A 23,160-nucleotide genomic window follows, 5' to 3' on the forward strand; every position below is an offset into this window, starting at 1 on the left:
CTACGCCTCCTTAAAACAAATCAATGTCTGAAAACCACGCTCAGAAGGCTCGAAGCGAATACTTCCTCCCAGGGCCTGTATTCGCTCTTTCATTCCGGCCAGCCCATTACCCACTTTAAAATCGGGAGATGCTTTACCATTGTCCATCATTGCCAGTTTCAATTCTGAGGATTCACGTCGTAAAGAAATGCTGAAACTATCACTGTGGCTGTGTTTCAATGTATTGGTCAGGCTCTCCTGGACACTACGCAAAATTGCGTCCGCTAACTCTACATTTTGAATATCCAATTCCCCTTCAAGGTTCAGGGTCACCTTGAGACGCGGCACAGCACTGACTAACGCTTGTAAGGCATCTTTTAACTGTAATGCCGACTTCTCTCTGATTTCCGTGACCGCTTCCCGCACATCAGAAAGCAATAGTTTGGCAATGGCGTAGCTCTTTTCCACCTGCTGCTTGGCCTCGCCATCGGTTTTGTGCATCGCCACCTGCAAGTTGATGGTTAATGCCGTTAAATGATGCCCTAATAAATCGTGAATATCTCTGGCAATTCGGGTGCGCTCTGACTGGCGCGTTGCTTCTTTTAACAGGCTTTGTGCAGCAATGAGCTCCCGATTTAATTCTTCGCTGGCTTCTTTGGCACGAGATTCCTGTATCCATGAATTAACAGTTGAAACCGTGAACAAGCACAACATCCAATACAAGGGAGCTGAGTAATGCATAAAATCAAAGCCCCAGTACCAGGTAAAGATGGCGTAATACAACAGTATCAGTACCGGCGTCACTGCCAGTGCCCTGCCCAAACTTAAAAAGTGCAGTAGGTTTCCGCACCATATGCCCAGTAATATCGCCACAAAAGTATAGGAGGCACTAAAAAACAAGGCGTACAAAACTAACAGCTGCGCTATCACCGCCAATAATAATTTGTTTTGAGATACTGGGTTTTCCCGGGTAGTAACCAGTTCTAATCCCAGAAAACTGCTAAACAGCCATACCAGCAAGCCTACCTGCAAATAATCTGGTTGCTCATTGCCTAACGCCACAACGATGGCGACAGTGGCCACTGTAAATATCGTAGTCAGGCCGATTAACCTGACCACACTAAATTGCTGACTAAAAGATTTCATCTGGGTATCTTGCCGCTTTTTTTCCCTCAACACTATAGGCCAAAAGTCACGATTTAATCCATGACCAACGGCACTACACGCCTGGCTGGACTCTGAGTAGCATTATTCCATCGGTGAGATTACCAACGTCATTTGGAGAGAGACATGCTAACTATCCACACCATTGCATTCTATTTACACATTATTGTCGGGAGTGCAGCTTTGGTTTTATTTTGGATACCGATGACCGCCAAAAAAGGTCAGATGAACCACAGACAATTCGGCGCTATCTATAACAAAGCCATGTATATCGTCGCTGCCAGTGGGGCTGTTATGGCATTGTTAGTGTTGTGGGACCCCATGCTTATTCACGGCCACAGATTATCTAATCCAGATAAACAGGCACTGTTTGAGACGCAAATGCGAGTATTTTATGGCCTGTTACTCTATTTGAGCTTGTTAGTGTATACCGGTCTGGAACAAGGCGCTTTGTCTTTACGATACAAATTCAGTAATAAACCAGCCGTCAGTTCGCTGGTGATCATCAGCAATTATCTATTAGTGGCAGCCACCCCATTGTTGTTTTGGGCAGGCTGGCAATTTAACCAAACGCTCCCCATGGTATTCGCCGTTTTAGGTCTGTTGAGCGGCATAAGTAATCTGCGCTTTATTCGCGCAAAACATTCCGCTGATAAGCAGTGGTTAAAGGAGCACATAGGTTCACAAATCGCTACTGGCATTGGTGCCTATACCGCATTTTTCGCCTTTGGCGGCAGAACCCTTCTGGGCAATATTGGCGAATGGCAATTAGTGTTTTGGATGGCACCGGGCGTTATTGGCGCTTTTATCATTCGACACTTTACTATCAGGTACGGTAAACCGAACGCCTCACGACAACTTAATAGCTAATTAGCGATGGTGAATTTTGAATAATAACTGTTGTTGAATACCCATGATTTGCCACCATAACTATGGCAGTGCAAATGAATTGGAACGCTCATGACAGTAAAACTCGCCATCGTGATGGACCCCATTGCGGATATCAACATTAAAAAAGACACCAGCTTTGCCATGTTGCTGGCGGCGCAAAAGCGCGGTTATCACCTGACCTATCTGGAGATGGGCGATCTATACCTGGATACCGGCAAGCCCATGTGCAGCGCACGGGAACTTACCGTGCAACGCAATGCAGATAACTGGTACACCCTTGGTGAAGCAGAGCAGAAGCCACTTTCGTCATTTGACGTTATCTTAATGCGCAAAGATCCGCCCTTTGACGCGGAATTTTTGTATGCCACGCAAATGCTGGAATTAGCTGAAAAAGCCGGAAGTCTGGTAGTCAATAAACCTCAGGCTTTAAGAGACTTTAACGAAAAATTATTCACCGCCTGTTTCCCGGAACTGATACCGCAAACTCTGGTTACTCGCGATGCTCAGCGCATCAGAGAATTCCATGCCAAACACCAGGACATCATCTGCAAACCCCTTGATGGCATGGGCGGCACATCGATATTCAGAGTTAAAGAAGATGGCAACAACCTGGGGGTAATCATCGAAACCCTTACTAACCTGGGTCAGCAATACGCCATGTTTCAGGAATTTTTACCCGCTATCAAAGACGGTGACAAACGGGTATTAATTGTTGATGGTGAAGTGATCCCTTATTGTCTTGCCAGACTACCTACTAAAGGTGAAAACCGAGGAAACCTGGCGGCCGGAGGCACGGGCAGACCTCAGCCTATTTCTGAATCCGACAGAATGCTGGCTGAAGCCATTGCACCCACGTTAAAGGAAAATGGCCTTATTTTTGTAGGTATGGATGTCATTGGCGATAAAATTACCGAAATCAATGTCACCAGCCCCACCTGCGTTCAGGAGATTGAAGCTGCGTTTGATGTGGACATCACTGGTAAATTGTTTGATGCCATTGAAACCAGGTTAAACGCACATTAAAACTGTCAGATTCGACTAAAGTTGACTGGCATAGCTGTGGAACACTGCTAGTATGCAAAGAGGCATCAGACGAATATATCATTCTCTGATGCCGCTTTGAGGTTCAATACTTAGAGAAATGGGTACGTATTTTGGACAACAGCTTACAAAATCACTTCTTAATCGCCACGCCTTCATTGGATGGCTCTTACTTTGGCAAAACTGTCACCTACATTTGTGAGCACAATGATCACGGTGCTATGGGTATTGTAATAAACCAACGCACCGACCTAACCCTGGGACAATTACTCAATCTGACTGAAGAAGATGTCAGTGTCGACGAAGAACACGAATCTCATCTGGTTATGGAAGGCGGTCCGGTAAGCCGGGATCGCGGCTTTATTCTGCACACCTGTCAACCGGGCTGGAGTTCCAGCTTGGCATTGAGTTCAGAAATTATGGTCACCACATCAAAAGATATCTTGCGGGTCATTGGCAACGAGAAAGGCCCAGAAAAAGCCATTGTAGCATTAGGCTATGCAGGCTGGTCTGCAGGTCAACTGGAAGAAGAACTGGAAAGCAATTCCTGGCTTACCCTGAAAGCCGATTCCGACTTGTTATTCAATGTGCCAGTGGAACAGAAATGGGACAAAGCCATTGAAAAGCTGGGTATCAATATCTGGCAATTGTCTCCTCAGGTAGGTCACGCCTAAAGGCACTTTCAGGGCGACATATACAGCTCGCCCTGCCCCGCTTTGTAGTTTCTTTCATAAACCATCATTATTTAACCAATGACGGCAGCGCAAACTATGGATAAAATTCACTCTTATTCTATAAAGGCTGTCCGATAAGTCGGATCCCTCAAGATGCAGAGAGTCGACACAAACGAATCATGACATACCGCTTTTCTGAGTTACGAATAATGCCAGGTTTCCCGGTAGTGCTGATGCTATTGCTGATAGTGCTGTCAGCTTTATTTGGCAGCAATAAGCTGGCAGCGCAAGAATCTGAAGCTTTAACTCAGGCTCGTAAACTTAAACAAAACTCTCAAACCGAAACATTAACTGAATACCTGATACCGGCAATTGAAAACGGCGAATTGCGAGGTCGAGAAAAAATCATTGGTCTTGATATGCTAGTAAGAGCTCACCATTCTCTGGGAAATTTGGACCAGGCACTGGATCACAATGGCCGTCTTAAACTGGAAGCAGAACACGCTGGTGATGAATTATACATTGGCAGGTCGTTTCTGAATAACGGCGAAATCGTACAAACCCAGGGGAAGCACCAGGAAGCTATTAGCCATTTTCATCAAGCATTGCATCACTATAAAATCGCTGACAATCCCAAGTTTATCGCCAATGCTTTACTGGAACTCAGCTCCTCCCATGGCCATATTAATCAAAATATTGAAGCCCTAAATTATGCACAGCAATCCCTTGAAATAGGCGAAGAAATTGAAGATCTAACCACTATTGCCAATGCCTACAACAGTATTGGCATGCAACATGACCGCATGGGAAATCTGTCTGAGGCATTAGAAGCTCATATGAAAACCATTGAACTGGACCGGCAGCGGGGCGATATTGATGAGTTAGCCACCAGCTATTTTAATGTCGCCAGTATCTACAAAAAAATGGAAGACTATGAAAACGCTAAATTTTTCACACAAGAAGCATTGGCTTTAGATTTACCTGGCAATAACCCTGACTATTTGGGCCACGACTACAACATGCTGGCTGAGCTGGACTTGGCAACCGGAAACCTCAAGGCAGCGATGCAAAACGCCAAACTGGCAGAACAATATTTTCGAGCCATTGATGCGGAAGGTCACTTGGGTATGGTTTACAACAATCTGGCGCGAATTGCTCTGAAACAAGAGGATATTAAGCAAGCAGAAAGCTATGTTGACCAGGCACAAGAGCTCAATCAAAAAGTTAGTCAAGACAATCAGTTAGCCCAAAGTGAACTCATAAAAGCCGAAATTCTGATTGAACAACGCCATTACGACCAAGCATTAGCGATTCTGGAAAACAATATAGAGGTGACTCTGGAGCGCAAAAACTTTGAACATATTCGCACTTTATTTACACTGCGCAGTCAGGCCTATGAGCGCTCCGGTCAAGCAGAAAAAGCGCTCGAAGCCTATAAAGATTTTTATCGTTTAAAAGACCAATTCGAAGCAGAAAATCACAGCAGTATCATGGCGCAGTTGCAAAACCAAATGGATTACCTGCAAAAGGAACATCGCATCGAGCTACTGGAAACCCAGTCCAACATCAAACAGTTGCAACTGGAGCGGGAACAGTTGGAGAAAAAACTGTGGATAGCGGGTCTGCTACTCATCGTACTATTACTGGCGGTAATAGGTTACAAAGAGCGTACCAGGCGCAAGTTAGCCGCAATGGAGAAAAAGTTGCTGGCGGATTCGGTGCAACAAAAAAATGCCATGCTGGCGGAAGTTGCGCATGAACTCAGAAGCCCGTTAACGGCTTTAAAACTACAAATTGAATCCTTGCAGTACAACCTCGAAGATCAGCCAGAAATGGCCTATCGACGACTAAACAATAAAATTGATGAACTCAATACCCTGATTGAAGATCTCTACGATTTGGCCCGGGCCGACAATGGCCTGCTAAAACTCAATTTTGAGCCAGTCAAAGTCAAAGATCTGTTACTGGAAATCACCGAAGGTTACCGGGAAGTGGTAGAGCATAAAGGTCTGAAGATCACCACCTCGGTAAATATCACTGAAGATGAACACTTCACGGTAGATGGCGTGCGTCTTAAACAGGTCATCGCTAATTTACTGCGCAACAGTATCAATTACACCGACGCCCCAGGTACCATCAACTGCAGTGTTTCACGTCAGAATGACAAAGTACAAATCATTTTGGAAGACACCGCTCCCGGTGTCTTACCGGAAGAAATTCCCAGATTATTCGAAAGAATGTATCGCGCCGATGGCACTAAAGATCATGATCAACATGGTTCAGGGCTGGGCCTGTCTATTTGCAAAAGCTTGGTGGAGGCTCACAACGGCAACATTAACGCTGAAGTCAGCCATCTGGGCGGGCTAAAGGTCAGCATCCAGCTTCCTGCAGACTTAGGCACTGATGATTTTAAAAAGGCAGCGTAAATCCTGACGGCTACCTTTGCTTTAGCCACAATCGCGGAACCTTAAGAAGACTAGTTTAACTATACGCCTGTACTTCAATCGGCTTGGGCAAGCTCACTATGTTAGCTCTCCATTGAGCCTGAAATTTAGCAAAATTAAGGTGGCTGTCCTAGTAAGTTTTTGGGTTATTTTGGTCGTATCTTGCAGCAGTGCCAGATGGACAGCTCCGTACTCTGATCTTGCATCTTCGAAGGGGAGCTCCCCTTCAACCCCCATATGCCCTTGGCGCGAGAAAACATAAGCCGCAATCGCAGAACCTAAAGACCGTCAATGAAAGTACGTCCGTGTACTTGCATCGACTTGGGCAACATCCCTGTTGCCAATCTTCAGGTTCTATCTGCTCTTTCGGCTTATCTCGCGAAAGGGCCAGAAATCAACGGACTTCGAACACAACAATTGCCTGCTATTTAACAGTATTGAGGTGGGTGTCTTCGTAAGTCTTGGGTAGGTTGGACTTTAGTCCAACGAAGATGCTAAATGCCAGCAACACTGTCTGACTGGCCGATTTTTTATCCTGCAAAATCGGCATTCACTGCGTCTCTGTAGCTCAAGTCAGACCTTCAAATACATCCCTTTCGTCAACCTTTAGGTTCAATCTGCTCTTTCGGCTTATCTCGCGAAAGAGCCAGAAACCAACGGACTTCGAACACAACAATTGCTTTAAATTTAACAATTTTGAGGTGGGTGTCTTCGTAAGTTCTTCACTTACATCGGCTTGGGCAAGCTCATTATGATAGCTCTCAATTGAGTCTGAAATTTAGCAAAATTAAAGTGCGTATCCAGGTAAGTTCAATATTTTGCGTCAGCAAAATTTGTGACCTAATTGAGCGAATCCCGTGATGTGCCTTGTTATGTGACGGCATGCAGCTTTCTTAAATTTCTTATAAGTAAGTAGAGGTATGCAATAAAGAAGAAAACTACATCTACATAGAAGTTGCTTATATTGAAATACTTGTAATCTGGATAAGCCTGAAATGTATAAAATACCGCGGGGAATCCTATGTACCCCCGGCCATCAAACGCCACTTCAATCATTGATGAAAAATATTGAGTTATTAACACGCAGCCAATTACTAGCATTAGCTTAATTAAGGTTTTTATCGCTACTTTGAAGTATCCCATTACTAATTAGCTGTGTCTCAAGTCACATGACGCCGTACTAATGGGCGTATAAAAGCTTGGCTAAAATTAGCGACGGAGCAGCGCAAGCCAAGCTTTTTGCGTCCCTTGTTGAGGCGTTTGTTATATACCATTTACGCTGGCGCTATTTTCTCTTTTAACTCAGAGACAGTATAGGGTGGATTTTTAGCATGGAGCATTGCATGACAATTAGGACATACAGGAACCAAATCCAATATTGGGTTAACTTTATAATCAGAACCAATTGAAGATATAGGAGTCAAATGATGGACATGAATAAACCCTTTGCCTATATCGCCATATGTTATAGAAAAATCGAAATCGCAAACTAAACACTTTACACCATGATGTTTTATACACGCAGCCCTTGCCCTTGAGTCACGTTCATATTTATTAACAACAACTTTATGTACAACACCTTCAGTATGCTCTGAGAGCTCATCAGGAAAAACAGGATCAGCGATTTGAAATGATTGGCTACTAAATTCAAGGTAAGCCCTTAATGCTGATTTACAGTTCCTCCTTGAGCCCTCTGGCATGGTGGTACCTGAAAGCTGGTCAATAATACGTGAAATCGCTTGTTCAGAGCTTATTGATTTAAAAGTAATGTCAACATGAAGATGATTTGTAACATTATTAAGGTAATCAATATAACTGTTTGCCGTACCTTCGGTGAGCTTTCTTGGTCTTGAAACGACGAGATAATCGACAAACTCGATTTCTTGTTCAATCACGATAGTCTCCTACGGTATATAACTTTTAAATAAGGGGCGCAGGCATGTGGGGCATAATGGCGAAGCCGCCCCGCATGTATGCGTCCCAACGAACGAAGTGAGTGACTTGATTTTTTTGTTAGCCCTATAACTGAGGGTCTTTCGAAGAAGGGTCATAGTTGTCTCCGTGAACTGTGTACTCTATTGCATACTCTGAACTGAACACGTCCTTGGATAACAAGCTAGTAGTGCCCTTACTCGAGTTTTGCACACTTTTCGTGAATATTTTCGCAAATTCGTTTAGCTGCTTAGGTGTTCCAGAAATACCTCTACTATTAATCGAAAAAGTGTCACATGATGTCAGAGTCAAATACCAATGCGGTAATAAGTGATCATGTTCACCAAGTGGATGGTTTTTAGCGGCAAATTCTTCTACCAACTTACAAAGATTAAGTAAGCCAACTTTTGAGCCATGTAGAATCCACTTTTGTTGTTCTGTACTCGAAATGTAGTAAAAACCTAAATCTCGCCACTCTTGGCGAGTCAATTCAGCAGCTTTTCCAGATAATTTATTCATAGTCAAACTGGGGGCTAACAACTTAATATCGGCCCAACAGGTCGTTTTTCTACCGAGAGTTGGGTCATTTTCATTCATTTGTAAATTGATAACAAATTTATCCAAACAATACCAGAAGTGACCTGAAATAAACTTATACTTTGAGCCTGATTTCCACCAATACGACCCAATGGGTCGTATCCCTGACTATAGAAGAAACTTTTAAACAACTGATTATTTTGTGAGTGGAAACAATCATTTATTCAGCATATTTCCAGATGCACGATTGACCGCTTTGAGCTTTAAGGTGGGTGTCTTCGTAAGTTCACAGCTGTGTCAGATGGCCAGCTCCGTACTCTGATGTTGCTTCTTCGAAGGGGCGCTCCCCTTCAACCCCCATATGCCCTTGGCTCGAGAAACATAAGCCTCAATCGCAGAACCTAAAGACCGTCAATGAAAGTACATCCGTATACTTGCATCGACTTGGGCAACATCCCTGTTGCCAATCTTCAGGTTCTATCTGCTCTTTCAGCTTATCTCGCGAAAGGGCCAGAAACCAACGGCCTTCGAACACAACAGTTGCTTGTTATTCAACGATTTTGAGGTGGGTGTCTTCGTAAGTATTCTTAGATGGTTTCTTCGCTAGGAGCATGCGCTTTCCATTGGTCTTTTACATAGTCATAGAACCCATCCACTCCGGGCACTCGTACAACTTGTGCCAGCTCTTGCCCCGCCTGCGAAAGCAATACTTGACCTATGGATAGCTGGTTTTGTCCATTTTTCATTTCCAGTGGTAAAGGTTGGCCGCAATAAGCTAACGTAAAACTCTTTGGTAATCCTTGTCGGTTAAACCCTGAAAGTGAATTAAATTGAATTAGCCCTAAGCTATCCAAGTGGGACAAGGTGCTGAAATTAATCCCTAGATCATTGTAAATCTTTGCTTGGCTATCAAAAACTAATGGAGTGAAATTCCCAATACCCCAGCCGAACTTGCATAAAGTCTGGAACAGTTCAGCATCTTTTTTATCAAGATCGCTGAGAAGGTTCACAGTACGTCTAGAAAATGATCCTGGTGTATTTGCCTCGCCAGCAAGAACGTTGGCCCATATAGTCTGCATTTCCTCATCGGAAACAATCCTCGACTTATCAAAAAAGTTTGTAACCCAATCGTCTTCCATATTTCCAGGGTTAGATTGCTCGTTAAGGTGAGGAATAGACTTTTTGGTTATTTCCTCCATGTTTTCTTGACGGTTAGCTTCTTCCTCGACAAAACGGTGCATTGCTCTGCGATGTAAGTCAGTGATTTCTAACTCTGATTCCGCTTTAATAAGACTTGCTTCAGCTTCTGCTTTTGCAACACGTTTGATTTGCCACGGTTCAAAAACGCCACCGATTGCAGATGAAACCTTTTCGATTAATGTATTGGCAGGCTTAGATAACTCGCCAAGATTAACTAATGATGTTGAATTGTCGTCTGACATTATTTATACCTAACGTTTCAAGTAAGCGGCTAAAAATAGTTGGCTATAATTTGTGAGGCACGAACAAAGCCGACTATTTTTTGTTCGCACTTTTAATTTGCTTCGTTAGGGCTTCTGCTTGAAGCGAAGTTCATATTGAGCCTCTTGCTGGTAAAGAGCGTCTAGCACGGTCTCTACCAAATCTTTAATTTCGATAATGCCCGGCAAGCTATCTATTATATTTTTTACAATTAGCGGCACAGGGAAACTAGCAGTTTTGTCATAGCTTACACTTGCATCGAGCACATGTAGGTCCGAATGTGCCATTACCTGGTGCCTTAATTTTAGCAATTGCTCATGTAAAAGCTTTGATTTATCGGGAATGTTCGGTACGGACAATTTATATCTTTCACTACTATTTATCTGAGATTGAGTGAAAGGTTTGCAATATTCCACAATAACCATTCTATAAGCTGCGCTCCAAACAGCATTTCCTGATTTAAAGTTCTCTAGCTCACACAAAGTACTCCAAGCACGATTTAAACTTGTAATTGACTCTTGGTAATGAATGTACTCTTCATCTAATGTCATGCTTGCCCTAACTATTAATATCGACCCAACGGGGCGTTTTCATTCTTTTGTAAATTGATTGCGTATTCTGACGCACCCGATCAGTAATTCTGGATAACCCGATCACAACCATTCAGGTGATCGGGTGGCCAGAATAAGTGACCGAGTAATGGCTAATACGCAAATTGATAACAAATTTATCCAAACAATACCAGAAGTGACCTGAAATAAACTTATACGTTGTGTCGGATTTCGACCAATACGACCTAACGGGTCGTATTCCTGATTATAGAAGAAACTTGTACACAACTGATTATTTTGTGAGTGGGAACAATGTTTTTTGAGCATATTTCCAGATGTACGATTGACCGCGTTAAACTTTAAGGTGGGTGTCCTCGTAATATCTATTGCCTGCAATTTAACGATTTTGAGATGGGTGTCCTCGTAATATCTCTGCTAATAAGCTTCGATAATCTCTTGTTTTCTAAAACAATTTTCACTGTGATCATTATATAGGCCGCAGGCTTGCAAGTGGGCATAGCAGATAGTGGAACCAAAAAATTTGAATCCCCTTTTCTTCAGGTCACGACTTATCTTATCTGAAATGTCACTGGTGGCGGGATAATCTTCCAGTGATGAAAGTTTATTGACGATAGGCGTATGGTTAACAAATCCCCAGAGGTAGTCGCTAAAAGAGCCAAACTCCTTTTGGACACTGATAAAGGATTTAGCATTGCTGATGGTGGCTTTGATTTTCGCGCGATTTCGGATGATTTCAGCATTGCCCATCAGCCGCTCAACATCTTCCTCTGTATACAGCGCCACTTTCTCCACATCAAAATCCGCAAAGGCTTTTTTATAACCTTCTCGACGCTTCAGTATGGTGTACCAGCTTAACCCCGCCTGAGCAGATTCCAGTACAATAAACTCAAACATTTTTTTATCGTCATAGACAGGCACGCCCCACTCTTCATCATGGTATTTAACATAGTCAGGTTTTGATTCGTCAAGCCAGGGACAACGGTTACTATTCATAGAGTTTGCCATCATTAGAGTTGGTCATTGCAAATACATTTCCTTAACAGGACAGCCATCTTAACTTTAGCAAAACATCCTCGAACATGGGGCAATTTACCAAGTATTTAACTGAGTCCTTAACAGGACAGTCACCATAAAGATCCGGGGTTCAGATGGGAATGCCGTTACCAGCTGATCACAGTAGTACTAGCGTAATCATTCTGACAGCCAACAAAGTTAGTAATATTTTAATGGCGATAATGATGGTTTCATTGTGTGCGGCAAGTCGTATTTTAGTACCAATGAAAGAGCCTAGTATGGCGCCAGCCACCAAGTACCCTATCAATGCCAGGTTTGCAAAAAGCTCAGCGGTCACATAGGCAAAAACCGGTATTTTCGCTAAATGGCTAATCGTCATAAACATGGAACTGGTGGCGATAATGTCATCTTTAGAATCCAGCTCTTTAGTCAACACCGAAAGCGACAATGGCCCCGTTGCACCAACGATTAACCCCAGGCCCGTTTGTAAAAATCCGATGAGATAGTAACTTTCGAATCGTTTAATAAAATCAGCGAAATGTGCGCTCCACAGATTCAGCAAAATATATACACCAATCGCTAATGGCACATAAGTGGTGGGTACACTTAGCAGAATGTAACCAAACAGCAAAACACCCATCAGGGAACCCACGAAAAACTTTGGAAACAATGCCCACCTGACATGAGACAGTGAGAAAACCATTCGTGAGGAATTGCTGGCAATTTGGGTTATGCCATGTATCGGGATGATCAAAGCGGGGCTCAAAAATACGGGAAGTATGGCAATTAACAGCATACCACCGCCAAATCCCACCACTCCGGCTATCACAGAAGTACACAGCGAGATTAACCCCAGAACAATTTCAGTACTCAAATAGTTACCTTGCCCTTTAGCATTTAATTTTTGAACTTAAGATTATCGATACTGGCAATAACCAAACAACCATCATAATTAATGCCAAATAGAAAACCATATAAATGACCATCAACTGAGATTAATTCATCAATGGCAACTCCAAGGGCAAGAAAGCCAACTTTGAAAAAAACTCTGAGGTACTTAAGCGCGATATCGGCCGCTAAGGACGATCAAACTTTTGTCTGGCTTTCTCTACCTTTTCGCGAATATGGCAACCGATATGATGATCATTAATCAAACCCATGGCCTGCATAAAAGCATACACAGTGGTGGGGCCGACAAACTTCCAGCCGCGTTTTTTCAGATCTTTTGAGATAGCCACGGATTCCTCAGATGTGGATCTGGATTGAGGCGGATGGGCACCATCATCGGCTGGTTCGAAAGACCAGAAATAGGTGGCCAAAGAGCCAAATTCTCGCTCCATTTCAATGGCCTTTTTGGCATTGTTAATCACCGCTTCAATTTTGCCGCGATGCCTGACAATGGCTTCATTTTGTAGCAGCTCGGCAACGTTTTTCTCGTCAAGCTCAGACACGGCATGAAAGTCGAACTGTTTAAAAGCAGACCTGAAAGCCTCTCGTTTCGCCAGAATCGTGCGCCAGCTTAAGCCCGACTGAAAGCCTTCAAGACAAATTTTCTCAAACAGTCTGCGATCATCGTCTACCGGAAAACCCCACTCGGTATCGTGATACACAGAAAACTCTGTCGTAACTGCAGCCCAGCCACAGCGAGCAACGCCATCAATTCCAATTTCAACCTTTGCCATATTTTTTCCTTGAAACAATTAAGCTAAGAACGCGAGCCTATCGTCAACTTTAGTCGGCGCAATTTCAATAATCTCAGCGTCCACAACGCGCTGCTCTACAAACGGATCCAGAGCAACCCTTTTGTCTAACTCTTCTGCAGAAGTGCCATGTGCGATTATCGAGCCTCCTTTTCCTGACTTTATGCTTCCAGCCAACAAAAACACGCCATCTTCAAATCCCTTTTTTAACCAAGCATTGTGTCCAGCCATATATTCACTAGCCAAGTCTTTATTTTCTGAAAAACGTAAAAATACCATGAACATTATATTTCCTCTCCAGCAGATGAGTTACAAGTATGTTTTGTATGCAATTCATCAATCCATAAATTCATTTTCGAAACTTCTCGTTCTACATAGTTAAGGTCACCAAAAGAGCTTCCAAGAACAGCAACGCCCTGACTCCAACTTAACACTCGCATCGCATAATCATCAGACTTTTCAGAGTACCCCATGGCGCTAAACTGTTGGCGCAGCCAAGCTCTGAATAATGCAAAGACTTTACCTGCTTCCTTGTTTCCGGGTTCGATTTTTAGCATGTCATTTGACAGCGTTCCTACCGGACACCCGAAAAGTCGAATTTTGCTCCAGTTTTGAATCACAATGTTGATATAACATTTAATCCGCTCCTGCGGCTCTTCGCTGGAAGCTTCCCAGGATTGCAGCATGTTTTGAGTGTCACATAACCTGTGACCAACAACTGCATTGAGTAGTTCTTGCTTGGATTTAAAATGGTGATACAGATTTCCTTTTGAGATGCCAAGTTGCCTGGCAATATGTAAAAAGGATGTCGCCTCAAACCCTTGTCGATAAAAAAGCTCACTGGCGGCCGCAATCGCTTTTTCACGGGTATTAGCATTTACCATAGCATCAAGCCCTTACAAATTGAGAGAGTCTCCAAATTCAGCAGTTCTGTATCCACAGTTTTTCCCCCATGAACCTTATCGCTTAGGCACACTCTAGGACGTTCGTCCCAAAAACGCAATAGGACGGTCGTCCCAATCTATTAAGTAAATGATTAAATTAGTAATTTATTAATATTCTGAAGTCTGAACAGGTACTTTCACCTGCCCCACAGACTTTGTCAGTGTCCGTGACAAACCTCTTTTACAAAATTGAAAGCAAGAACTGCCTGAAGATTTTTTATCTTAATTACTAATTCCACTTTGAATTTCTGGGAAAAACGTCTGTAATCTAAAGGCTTAGATTTGTGCACTGGAGATCTGATGAAAGCTTTAAACTCTTGCCTAATATTCGTTTTACTACTGAGCCTAAACCCGGTAAATGCTGTAGAGGTTGGGTTTAGCGGTATGGCCAGAGTTGGCACTGATTCGTTCCTGGTGGTGATGGATAAAAAGGGCTATCAGCAGGGCCCCAGAATAGGATTACTGAAAACCAGCGTTGATGAGAAACCGACGTTTTCTCCCATAGAGATCAACAACTGGAACAACGATGAAGGTCAAGCCAGTGATCTGGAGTCGGTTTGTCAGTTTCCCGGAAAAGATAACGAGTTTTTGCTGGCCGAATCCGGCTACTGGAAGGGAAAATCTGGTCGTATCTTTCACGTTGAGTTGACTGCCCAAAGTCTCCTGGTAAAACAGATCTACAGGCTACCTTTGATAATCAGCAATGATGAAAACGTCGATGGCGATAACTTTGAGGGGCTGGTGTGTTTTGCAAGAGAAAACAAAATCTATGTGGTTCTGGGAGAAAGAGGTGGCAGCGAGATTTACCCCAACGGTCTGCTACGCATTGGCATATTGGATGATGAACAGGGTCTGATTTCTTGGGATGTATACAAGAACAAATCACTCACAGTTGTAGCCCCCAAGTCGTGGGGTAACTCGCAAACCAGAAGAACGATTTCCGACCTTCACCTGGATACAGAGGGAATAATTTGGGCAGTTGCCACCGAAGATGCTGGTGATGAAGGTCCATTCCGTTCCATTATTTATCAGGCAGCTAATATCACTGACACAAGCGATTCGTTACCGGTAAAAATCATAACTAATCCCAAAATTGCATGGCGAATTGATGGTTTTAAAGTGGAGGCTTTGGCGGCCCCTGCTTCAACTGTTCCTGGCAGCACAATGAGTATAGGCACGGAAGATGAGTCTTATGGTGGTACGTGGCGGCCATTGTTTGCTGTAGACCAATAGGTGCCCCGTAGCACCAAAACTTTCTGCTTCAGGAAGCCAGTACTTCATGCAATTTACTGACTAGTTGTTCTTTTTGGAAAGGTTTGCCAAGGTGTCCGTTAAAGCCAATTTCCTGATAAAACTTAACCTCATGAGCTAATACATTTGCAGTTAATGCAATCACCGGCAGTCTGCTTAAACGCGAGTTTTGTCTGAGCTTGATTAAGGCTTCTGTGCCATCAACACCTGGCATTTGAATATCCATCAATACCACGTCAAACTGCTGCTCTTCAAGTTTCTGCAGAGCAATTGCGCCATCGGCAGCGACTGTCACTTCCGCCCCTACCTGATTCAACATTTCGCAAGCAATTAATTGGTTGATGTCATTATCTTCAGCTAACAACACCCGTACTCCAATTAAATCAGCACGATGTAGTTTGCATTCCTGTTGAGCTTCCGAACTGGCAATGTCGTAGTCTATGCGCACGATAAATCGGGTGCCCTCGCCTTTTTGGCTTTTTACCTGAATATGGCCGCCCTGCATTTCCACCAGTTGTTTTACAATAGCCAGTCCAAGCCCGGTGCCTCCGAATCGCCGACTGGTGGAACTTTCGGCCTGAGTAAAAGATTCAAACAGGTTTTTCTGTTCGTCTTCGCTCATGCCAATTCCGGTGTCTGATACGATTATCTGCAGCTTGAGTCTGTCAGCCTGCTTTAAAGCTCCCACTTCAACGGAGACGGAGCCCGAATCAGTAAATTTAATAGCATTTGACGTCAGGTTTACCAGTACCTGTAGCAATTTAGTGGGATCACCCGCCACACGTTGTGTTACCTCGCCTTTATGCTGGATATCTAGCTTGAGCTCCTTTGCCAATGCCAGATGACGCAGTTGGCTATCCAGTTGCTGCAACACATCTGCAACGCAAAATGGGATCTTTTCCAACTCCATTTTGCCAGCTTCAATTTTAGAAATATCCAGAATTTGATTAATTATTTGCAATAAGGTGCGGGCAGATAGGTTGGCTTTGTTAATATACTCCCGCTGCTTCTCGTCCAACTGCGTATCCAGGGTAAGTTCTAATAACCCCATAACACCATTTATTGGTGTTCTGATTTCATGAGACATAGTGGCCAGGAATTCCGACTTTGCCTGGCTGGCCTGCTGCGTAGCCATCACCGCTTCTTGTAACGCCTTCTCCATTCTTTTACTTTCGGTGACATCTTCATAGGCCCCTAACACCCCGATAACCTTATTCTGCTTATCGATAAGTGGCACTTTGTTAGTCAAAGTATAGAACTCTTCACCTTGTGGGTTTATGGATTGCGTAACGATTCCGGGCAGCGACTCTCCGGTATTCAATACCTGCCGATCTTGTTGTCTATAACGCTGAGCATTTGCATCGGATTTGAAATAAGCATCGCTTTTGCCCAGCAAATTGTCTATGGTTTTAAAACCGCTATCTTTTAAAAAACGCTGATTGGCGCCCCAATAAGTAAGGTCTTTTTTCTTCCAAAAAACGCCGTATGGGAGCGAATTCAAAACAGCCTGCAACAATATCTCTGAGTGTTCTAATTCCTGATGTTTTTCTTCCACAGCGAGTTGCAATTGCGCTGAAGCGTCTTTCAGGTATGTAAAAAAGCGGTCAATGACAAATAAGCTGATGCCGCTGAGTACCAGATATCCGGTGAGGTTATTAATCCATGCCGGCAAACTTAACGCATAATCCTGAAGCGGCATATTAAAGCTCATGACGCCGCGATTAACCGCCAGCATAAAACCGATTTGCAACAGTGCCCCCGCCAGCAGTACCATAATCGCAATGCGGGTTGTCAGTACCAGCCCGGCTAATAGTCCCGAAACCAGTAAAATCATGGTGCCTGCGCTCACTAAGCCAAAGTTAAACAAACCAGCAACACCCGCCAGAAACAAGGTTCCCACCATGACCGCCCCTTTGACACTACTGGAAAAGTGATTACGGCAAAGATACATAAAACCAAACACCAGGCTGGCCAGTACGTGAACAACCATCACAGGTTGCAATCCCGTCTCCATCATTCGATAAAAGGAACCAGCCAGAGCCAAGATCACCAGACCAAACATAGCGACAATTAACCTGTCGATAAGGTTATTGCGTATGGCAATAAAATCTTCACTTTCCCGAATGCGCATAAATTGTGTTGCGTGCAACCACCGACAAAAACCAAGGCTCCTTTCAAAGATAGCACGAGTTAAAAAAACTGGTTCAATAAAAGCCGCACACTGATTACAATCGCCATCATAGGCACTTTACAGATGGCAGTAATTTCAGCACATCATGACCACTCTTCTCGGATTTGATTTTGGTACCCGCAGTATTGGCGTTGCCGTTGCTCAGGTAATTACAGGCACCGCCGCTCCACTGGAAGCGTTAAAGGCCACAGATGGCATTCCCGACTGGCAGAAAGTTGAAGCCTTATTTGCAGAATGGCAACCCGATCGCGTGGTAGTGGGGTTACCGCTGAATATGGACGGTACCTGGCAACAGGTAACTTACGGCGCTCAAAAGTTTGCCAACCGTTTGTCCAATCGCTTTAGAATGCCAATAGATACTTATGATGAGCGATTGACTACCGCCGCCGCCAAAGAAAAGCTATTTGAATTAGGTGGCTATAAAAAGCTGCAGAAAGGCAAAATTGACAGTGTTTCCGCTTGTTTAATTATTGAAAGTTGGCTGGAAAACGTATTTTATCAGGAAAAATAGTTTTACAACTTGTCATCTAAAGAGATGCTTCGAAATGCTAGTTTTCTTTGATATTGGCAATTTTGAAAGCAAAGTTCTGAGACGCTCTCGTTACTTTTTCACTCAGCGCTTTATCTTCAAGTGTACGCGCCAATACCATCCCGCCCACGCACAAAGCAGATAGTGCAAAAGCCGTTTCTTCTTTTTCGTCGCTATCAAGGTTGTTGGTAAACAAATCAGTCATAGCAAGCAACAGATGCTCATAAGACTTTTTTACTTCGGCAGATGCTCTGGCAACATCCGAAGGCATTGCAATCATTGGGCATTGACGGTCGATATTAGTCAAATGTTCTGTGGAAAGATAGGCTGATACCATTGCTTTAACTGCGTTACTGCCTCCGTTCATCTTGACACCTGCCTTATTGCGCCACTGCTTTCCAACACCGAGCAAAAAACAAGAAATTGCTTCAGAATACAGCTCTTCCTTGCTACTAAAATGATTGTAAAACCCACCTCGGGTCAAACCCGCCTCTGACATAATATTGTCAATAGACACCTTTACGAAGCCATGACGATTAAAGAGAACTCTTGCGCACTCGATAATTCGAGCCCGGGTTTTAGATTTATGTTCGGCACTGTAAGGCATAAATTGAACTCCACAAGCTTTGATAGAAGCATAACGCAAACTTTAAATATGTTCTTGAACATAAATAGATATCGTCTAATTTGCAATCTCCGGCTTTAAGAAATTGTTAAAACAAAAGTGGAGATACAGCATGAAATTACACAACGGTATGTCACCTAATGGCTTACGGGTAGCAATGTTTTTATTTGAAAAGAACATCAACATTCCGGTAGAAGAAGTAAACATAATGCAGGGCGACACGAGGAAAAAAGAATTCCTGGCCATGAATAGTCTTGGTCAGGTTCCCGTACTAGAGTTAGATGATGGTCGCTTTTTATCTGAAAGTGTTGCTATATGCCGCTATCTGGAAAGTCGATTCCCTGAGCATCTGCTGTTTGGTGAATCACCTGAAGAACAGGCTTTTATCGAAATGTGGAATCGCCGTATGGAGCTTTGGCTTTTCGCAACATTGGGTAGCATAGGCGAGCACGAAATCCCATTTTTCCAATATCGAGTTGAACAAAACCCGGATTTTGCTGCGTCACAAAGAAAAGAAGCTATTAATCGACTTAGCTGGTTAGACAACGAGCTTTCAGATGGACGCAATTACATTGCAGCAAGTGGGTTTTCGGTGGCCGACATTACGGGTGCTGCGATTTTGTTAATTGCTCAATACATTGGATTGGAAATCCCGGCCAATCTGAAGAATGTGCATCGCTGGGTGGCCAATATTATGGGAAGAGACAGCTTTCAGGCCTGCCTGCCCAAAAGCACAAACGCGGCATAAAGTTTGAACCTGGGTTTATAAGCGCCAGACTGGCGCTTATAAACATCTGTAGTTTGACACTGATTATTGCTGCACGACCGTTGGTATTGCACGTCAGGGCGTAAACTCTGTTCCACACTGCCAACAGATTTCAAAACTCGCTTCGTTTTCTTCCTGACACTGGCGGCAAATCCAGGGGTTGCCCTGCACTTCAGAAGCTTCAAATTCAGCAATCAATTTAGTGGCCCGATTAAACCACTCATTGTCGGTTAACCAGATTTCTGGCCAGGCATCAAAGGGAGAAATCTCCCCTACACCACCAATGGCAAATTCGTTTTTGATAAAGCAGGGAATACCGTAACTATCCAGCAGATCTTTAATCTGCTGGATGCGCAAACGATTTTCACTGCAAAACACTTTTACCAAGTTGTTATACCATTTCCATTATATATTTGCCCACCTCAGTGGGTGATGAAAAGCATTTAGACAAGATGGTATCAATCCATATCAATTGTTACGTCGCTCAATGAGCCCAGGGTGTTACCGGCATCACTGTCCAGTTTGATCATCAAGCGCAAGTCGTTAGGCGAATCAGCGTGATGTAGCGCCTGATCCATGGTGATTTTCTCTGCTTTTAACAGATCGTACAGTGCCATATCAAAGCTCTGCATCCCCATTTCTTTGCCTTTTTTCATGGCTTCTTTCAGGCCAGAGATTTCGCTGCGCTGTATCATATCGGTCACTAACGGCGAGTTAAGCAATATCTCAATGGCTGCAACACGACCTTTGCCATCCACGGTGGGCACCAGCTGCTGGGCCACAATTGCCCGCATATTCAGACTCAAATCGTAACGCAGTTTAGCGTGTTGCTCTGGTGGCGCTAAGTGCATGATACGCTCAATCGCCTGGTTGGCGTTATTGGCGTGCAATGTGGCCACGCATAAATGACCGGTGTCGGCAAAGGACATGGCGTATTCCATAATTTCCATGGAACGGATCTCACCAATCAGAATAACATCCGGCGCCTGACGCAATGAGCTTTTCAATGCTTCGTCAAAAGATAAGGTATCAATACCTACTTCTCGTTGGGTAATGACACAATTCTGGTGTTCGTGCACAAACTCGATGGGATCTTCTATGGTCAGGATGTGACCAAAGGAATTCTTATTGCGATGACCAATCAAGGCTGCCAGAGATGTTGATTTACCTGTGCCGGTTCCCCCAACAAACAAGATCAGACCGCGCTTAGCCATAATGATGTCTTTTAGCACCGGTGGCAGTCCCAGATCTTCGGCGTTGGGGATTTGGGTGACGATACGACGCACCACCATACCCGCCTGATCCCGCTGCCAAAATGCGCTACAACGAAAACGCCCTATGCCTTCGCGCACGATGGCGAAGTTGCACTCCCGAGATTTAGCAAACTCTGCCCGCTGTTTTTCGTTCATAGCCTGATGCACCAGGCTCAGGGCACCAGCTTCATCCTGCGCCCCCTTTTGCAGTGGGGTCATTTTGCCGTTGATTTTTGAGCTTACCGGAAAACCGGCGGTCACAAATAGGTCGGAACCGCCTTTATCCACCATAAACTTCAAAAATGCGTCTAACTCAATTGCCATTATTCTGTTCTCTCATTTTTTCCCGGGCAGTCTTCAGCTATCCGGATTGGTCCATTGATTATAGCCAGGCCTGCACTTACCCGCCGAAGCCACCTTGTTTATTGCTGCTCTTCGATGCAGCATCCTGAGGAGAAATCAGCCCCTGAGCCACCAGTTTTTGCAAACACTGATCCATAGTCTGCATACCGTGTTGCATGCCGGTCTGAATTACCGAATACATCTGCGCCACTTTGTCTTCGCGGATCAGGTTTTTGATAGCCGGAATACCTACCATGATTTCATGGGCTGCGACACGACCACCGCCTACCTTTTTCAGCAGGGTTTGTGAAATAACCGCGCGAATAGATTCTGACAACATGGAGCGTATCATGGCTTTTTCTTCTGCCGGAAACACGTCGATAATACGGTCGATAGTTTTAGGCGCAGAGTTGGTGTGCAGTGTACCAAACACCAGGTGACCGGTTTCTGCCGCACTGATGGCTAAACGTATGGTTTCCAGATCCCGTAATTCGCCCACCAGGATGATATCCGGGTCTTCCCGCAATGCAGAGCGCAATGCATTGTTAAAACTATGGGTATCGCGGTGTACTTCCCGCTGGCTGATCAGGCACAATTTGTTTTGATGCACAAATTCTATGGGGTCCTCAATGGTCAGTATGTGTTCCCGCTTGGAACTATTAATGTAATCAATCATAGCCGCCAGCGTGGTACTTTTACCCGAACCCGTGGCCCCGGTAACCAATACAATGCCTGTGGGATGCTGAATAATTTCCCGGAAAATATCGGGAGCACCCAACTGGTCCAGAGTTAATACTTCGCTGGGGATGGTCCGCAACACCGCCGCCGCACCGCGGTTTTGCACAAACGCATTAACACGAAAACGCGCCAGGTCTTTGACCTCAAAAGAAAAATCCGTTTCCAGGTTCTCTTCGTACTCTTTGCGTTGCTTGTCGTTCATGATTTCATAGACCAGCGCTTTAACCTGCTTGTCATTGAGAGGATCGATATTGAGTTTACGCATTTCCCCATCAACACGGATAATGGGTGGTAAGCCAGCAGAAAGGTGCAAATCGGATGCTTTATTCTTGACACTGAAAGCTAAAAGTTCGGTAATATCCACGGTGTTAACTCCGTACAGTTTATTTTTTTAACGAGTATATGAATACAAAAATAGCAGATAGGCTGCAAAGCGCACTGGAAACTATCCATCAGGCAGCTCAATCGGTCAATAGACAAGCAAATGAAATAAAGTTGCTGGCTGTCAGCAAAACCAAACCTGCCGAAATGGTAGAAGAAGCCTGGCAGGCAGGACAACGGGCATTTGGCGAAAATTATGTGCAGGAAGGACTACAAAAAATTGCGGACACCCGGCATTTACAAGGCATCGAATGGCATCTTATCGGACCATTGCAATCCAATAAATGTAAGCCTGTAGCTGAACAATTTGACTGGGTGCAAAGTGTCGATCGGGCTAAGATTGCGCAACGTCTCAACAACAACCGTCCGGAAAACCTGCCGCCACTCAATGTCTGCTTACAGGTGAATATCAGCGCTGAAGCCAGTAAATCCGGCTTGTCTGGAGCAGAGGTTTTATCATTGGCAGACAGCATTGTGCAAACTATGCCCCGACTGCAACTACGGGGTTTGATGGCCATTCCCTCCAATACCGAAGATGAGCAAAAACTGTGTGCCGAGTTTGAACAAATGCAGCAACTCTTTAGCCAACTGCAACTAAGCTATGATAAGGTAGACACCCTTTCGATGGGTATGAGCGGCGATATGGCGCTGGCCATTGCTAAAGGCAGCACCATGGTGCGTATCGGCACCGCAATATTTGGCGCTCGCTCCCCAAAACTATAAACCGTTAA

The 23,160-nt window shown here is 44.2% G+C and carries 23 protein-coding genes; 8 read left to right on the top strand and 15 right to left on the bottom strand.

The window, feature by feature from the left end:
- Complete coding sequence (locus tag ACXAD8_RS07875; protein WP_475226972.1) at positions 1 to 1,125, bottom strand: sensor histidine kinase; 1,125 nt, start codon at positions 1,123 to 1,125, stop codon at positions 1 to 3.
- Between the two features lie 144 nt (positions 1,126 to 1,269).
- Here ACXAD8_RS07875 and ACXAD8_RS07880 point away from each other — a divergent pair, with 144 nt between their 5' ends.
- The 4 genes from ACXAD8_RS07880 (at position 1,270) to ACXAD8_RS07895 (ending at position 6,175) form a co-directional block, all read left to right on the top strand.
- Positions 1,270 to 2,013: a hypothetical protein gene (locus tag ACXAD8_RS07880; protein WP_475226974.1), complete on the top strand. Its 744-nt coding sequence runs from the start codon at positions 1,270 to 1,272 to the stop codon at positions 2,011 to 2,013.
- 90 nt (positions 2,014 to 2,103) lie between these two features.
- Positions 2,104 to 3,057 carry a glutathione synthase gene (gshB, locus tag ACXAD8_RS07885; protein ID WP_475226976.1) on the top strand — a complete coding sequence of 318 codons (954 nt, stop codon included), beginning with the start codon at positions 2,104 to 2,106 and terminating at the stop codon, positions 3,055 to 3,057.
- Between the two features lie 131 nt (positions 3,058 to 3,188).
- Entirely contained in the window at positions 3,189 to 3,749 is a 561-nt protein-coding gene (locus ACXAD8_RS07890) for a YqgE/AlgH family protein (protein ID WP_475226978.1), read from the top strand.
- Positions 3,750 to 3,928: 179 nt separating this feature from the next.
- Positions 3,929 to 6,175 (top strand): ATP-binding protein, encoded by a 2,247-nt coding sequence (locus ACXAD8_RS07895; protein ID WP_475226981.1) that lies wholly within the window; start codon positions 3,929 to 3,931, stop codon positions 6,173 to 6,175.
- 1,292 nt (positions 6,176 to 7,467) lie between these two features.
- On the opposite strand, the gene ACXAD8_RS07900 is transcribed toward ACXAD8_RS07895, so the two are convergent.
- From ACXAD8_RS07900 to ACXAD8_RS07940, 9 genes are all read right to left on the bottom strand, one after another.
- Complete coding sequence (locus ACXAD8_RS07900) at positions 7,468 to 8,088, bottom strand: HNH endonuclease (protein ID WP_475226984.1); 621 nt, start codon at positions 8,086 to 8,088, stop codon at positions 7,468 to 7,470.
- 124 nt (positions 8,089 to 8,212) lie between these two features.
- On the bottom strand, positions 8,213 to 8,749 hold the full coding sequence (locus ACXAD8_RS07905; protein WP_475226986.1) for an Imm32 family immunity protein: 537 nt from the start codon (positions 8,747 to 8,749) through the stop codon (positions 8,213 to 8,215).
- A 500-nt stretch (positions 8,750 to 9,249) separates the two neighbouring features.
- Positions 9,250 to 10,104: a DUF2806 domain-containing protein gene (locus tag ACXAD8_RS07910; protein WP_475226989.1), complete on the bottom strand. Its 855-nt coding sequence runs from the start codon at positions 10,102 to 10,104 to the stop codon at positions 9,250 to 9,252.
- Positions 10,105 to 10,209: 105 nt separating this feature from the next.
- Complete coding sequence (locus ACXAD8_RS07915; protein ID WP_475226991.1) at positions 10,210 to 10,674, bottom strand: hypothetical protein; 465 nt, start codon at positions 10,672 to 10,674, stop codon at positions 10,210 to 10,212.
- A 435-nt stretch (positions 10,675 to 11,109) separates the two neighbouring features.
- On the bottom strand, positions 11,110 to 11,688 hold the full coding sequence (locus tag ACXAD8_RS07920) for a DNA-3-methyladenine glycosylase I (RefSeq protein ID WP_475226993.1): 579 nt from the start codon (positions 11,686 to 11,688) through the stop codon (positions 11,110 to 11,112).
- A gap of 178 nt (positions 11,689 to 11,866) precedes the next feature.
- The gene (locus tag ACXAD8_RS07925; protein WP_475226995.1) at positions 11,867 to 12,583 is read right to left on the bottom strand and encodes a TSUP family transporter; all 717 of its coding nucleotides are present in this window, start codon (positions 12,581 to 12,583) and stop codon (positions 11,867 to 11,869) included.
- A 202-nt stretch (positions 12,584 to 12,785) separates the two neighbouring features.
- Positions 12,786 to 13,391 (bottom strand): DNA-3-methyladenine glycosylase I, encoded by a 606-nt coding sequence (locus ACXAD8_RS07930; RefSeq protein ID WP_475226997.1) that lies wholly within the window; start codon positions 13,389 to 13,391, stop codon positions 12,786 to 12,788.
- 18 nt (positions 13,392 to 13,409) lie between these two features.
- The gene (locus tag ACXAD8_RS07935) at positions 13,410 to 13,694 is read right to left on the bottom strand and encodes a YciI family protein (protein ID WP_475227000.1); all 285 of its coding nucleotides are present in this window, start codon (positions 13,692 to 13,694) and stop codon (positions 13,410 to 13,412) included.
- A complete protein-coding gene (locus ACXAD8_RS07940; RefSeq protein WP_475227002.1) occupies positions 13,694 to 14,293 on the bottom strand; it encodes a TetR/AcrR family transcriptional regulator in 600 nt (199 codons plus the stop codon). Before ACXAD8_RS07940 ends, ACXAD8_RS07935 begins: the two co-directional genes overlap by 1 nt.
- A 360-nt stretch (positions 14,294 to 14,653) precedes the next feature.
- On the opposite strand from ACXAD8_RS07940, the gene ACXAD8_RS07945 reads away from it, so the two are divergent.
- Entirely contained in the window at positions 14,654 to 15,586 is a 933-nt protein-coding gene (locus ACXAD8_RS07945; RefSeq protein ID WP_475227004.1) for a hypothetical protein, read from the top strand.
- Between the two features lie 28 nt (positions 15,587 to 15,614).
- On the opposite strand, the gene ACXAD8_RS07950 is transcribed toward ACXAD8_RS07945, so the two are convergent.
- Positions 15,615 to 17,735 (bottom strand): ATP-binding protein, encoded by a 2,121-nt coding sequence (locus ACXAD8_RS07950; RefSeq protein ID WP_475227007.1) that lies wholly within the window; start codon positions 17,733 to 17,735, stop codon positions 15,615 to 15,617.
- A gap of 145 nt (positions 17,736 to 17,880) precedes the next feature.
- Here ACXAD8_RS07950 and ruvX point away from each other — a divergent pair, with 145 nt between their 5' ends.
- Positions 17,881 to 18,306, top strand: a complete 426-nt coding sequence (gene ruvX, locus ACXAD8_RS07955) for a Holliday junction resolvase RuvX (RefSeq protein WP_475227009.1) — start codon at positions 17,881 to 17,883, stop codon at positions 18,304 to 18,306.
- Positions 18,307 to 18,343: 37 nt separating this feature from the next.
- On the opposite strand, the gene ACXAD8_RS07960 is transcribed toward ruvX, so the two are convergent.
- Positions 18,344 to 18,931 (bottom strand): TetR/AcrR family transcriptional regulator, encoded by a 588-nt coding sequence (locus ACXAD8_RS07960; RefSeq protein ID WP_475227012.1) that lies wholly within the window; start codon positions 18,929 to 18,931, stop codon positions 18,344 to 18,346.
- A gap of 130 nt (positions 18,932 to 19,061) precedes the next feature.
- Here ACXAD8_RS07960 and ACXAD8_RS07965 point away from each other — a divergent pair, with 130 nt between their 5' ends.
- A complete protein-coding gene (locus tag ACXAD8_RS07965) occupies positions 19,062 to 19,697 on the top strand; it encodes a glutathione S-transferase family protein (protein WP_475227014.1) in 636 nt (211 codons plus the stop codon).
- Between the two features lie 93 nt (positions 19,698 to 19,790).
- Here ACXAD8_RS07965 and ACXAD8_RS07970 read toward each other — a convergent pair whose 3' ends face one another.
- The 3 genes from ACXAD8_RS07970 to ACXAD8_RS07980 all read right to left on the bottom strand — a co-directional run bounded on the left by ACXAD8_RS07970 (position 19,791) and on the right by ACXAD8_RS07980 (position 22,412).
- Positions 19,791 to 20,093 carry a putative signal transducing protein gene (locus ACXAD8_RS07970; protein WP_475232914.1) on the bottom strand — a complete coding sequence of 101 codons (303 nt, stop codon included), beginning with the start codon at positions 20,091 to 20,093 and terminating at the stop codon, positions 19,791 to 19,793.
- Positions 20,094 to 20,173: 80 nt separating this feature from the next.
- The gene (locus ACXAD8_RS07975; protein WP_475227017.1) at positions 20,174 to 21,292 is read right to left on the bottom strand and encodes a PilT/PilU family type 4a pilus ATPase; all 1,119 of its coding nucleotides are present in this window, start codon (positions 21,290 to 21,292) and stop codon (positions 20,174 to 20,176) included.
- Between the two features lie 76 nt (positions 21,293 to 21,368).
- On the bottom strand, positions 21,369 to 22,412 hold the full coding sequence (locus tag ACXAD8_RS07980; protein WP_475227020.1) for a type IV pilus twitching motility protein PilT: 1,044 nt from the start codon (positions 22,410 to 22,412) through the stop codon (positions 21,369 to 21,371).
- 38 nt (positions 22,413 to 22,450) lie between these two features.
- On the opposite strand from ACXAD8_RS07980, the gene ACXAD8_RS07985 reads away from it, so the two are divergent.
- On the top strand, positions 22,451 to 23,152 hold the full coding sequence (locus ACXAD8_RS07985; protein WP_475227023.1) for a YggS family pyridoxal phosphate-dependent enzyme: 702 nt from the start codon (positions 22,451 to 22,453) through the stop codon (positions 23,150 to 23,152).
- Positions 23,153 to 23,160 lie beyond the last annotated feature (8 nt).

Source organism: Planctobacterium sp. AWH2_060 (genome assembly GCF_056158425.1).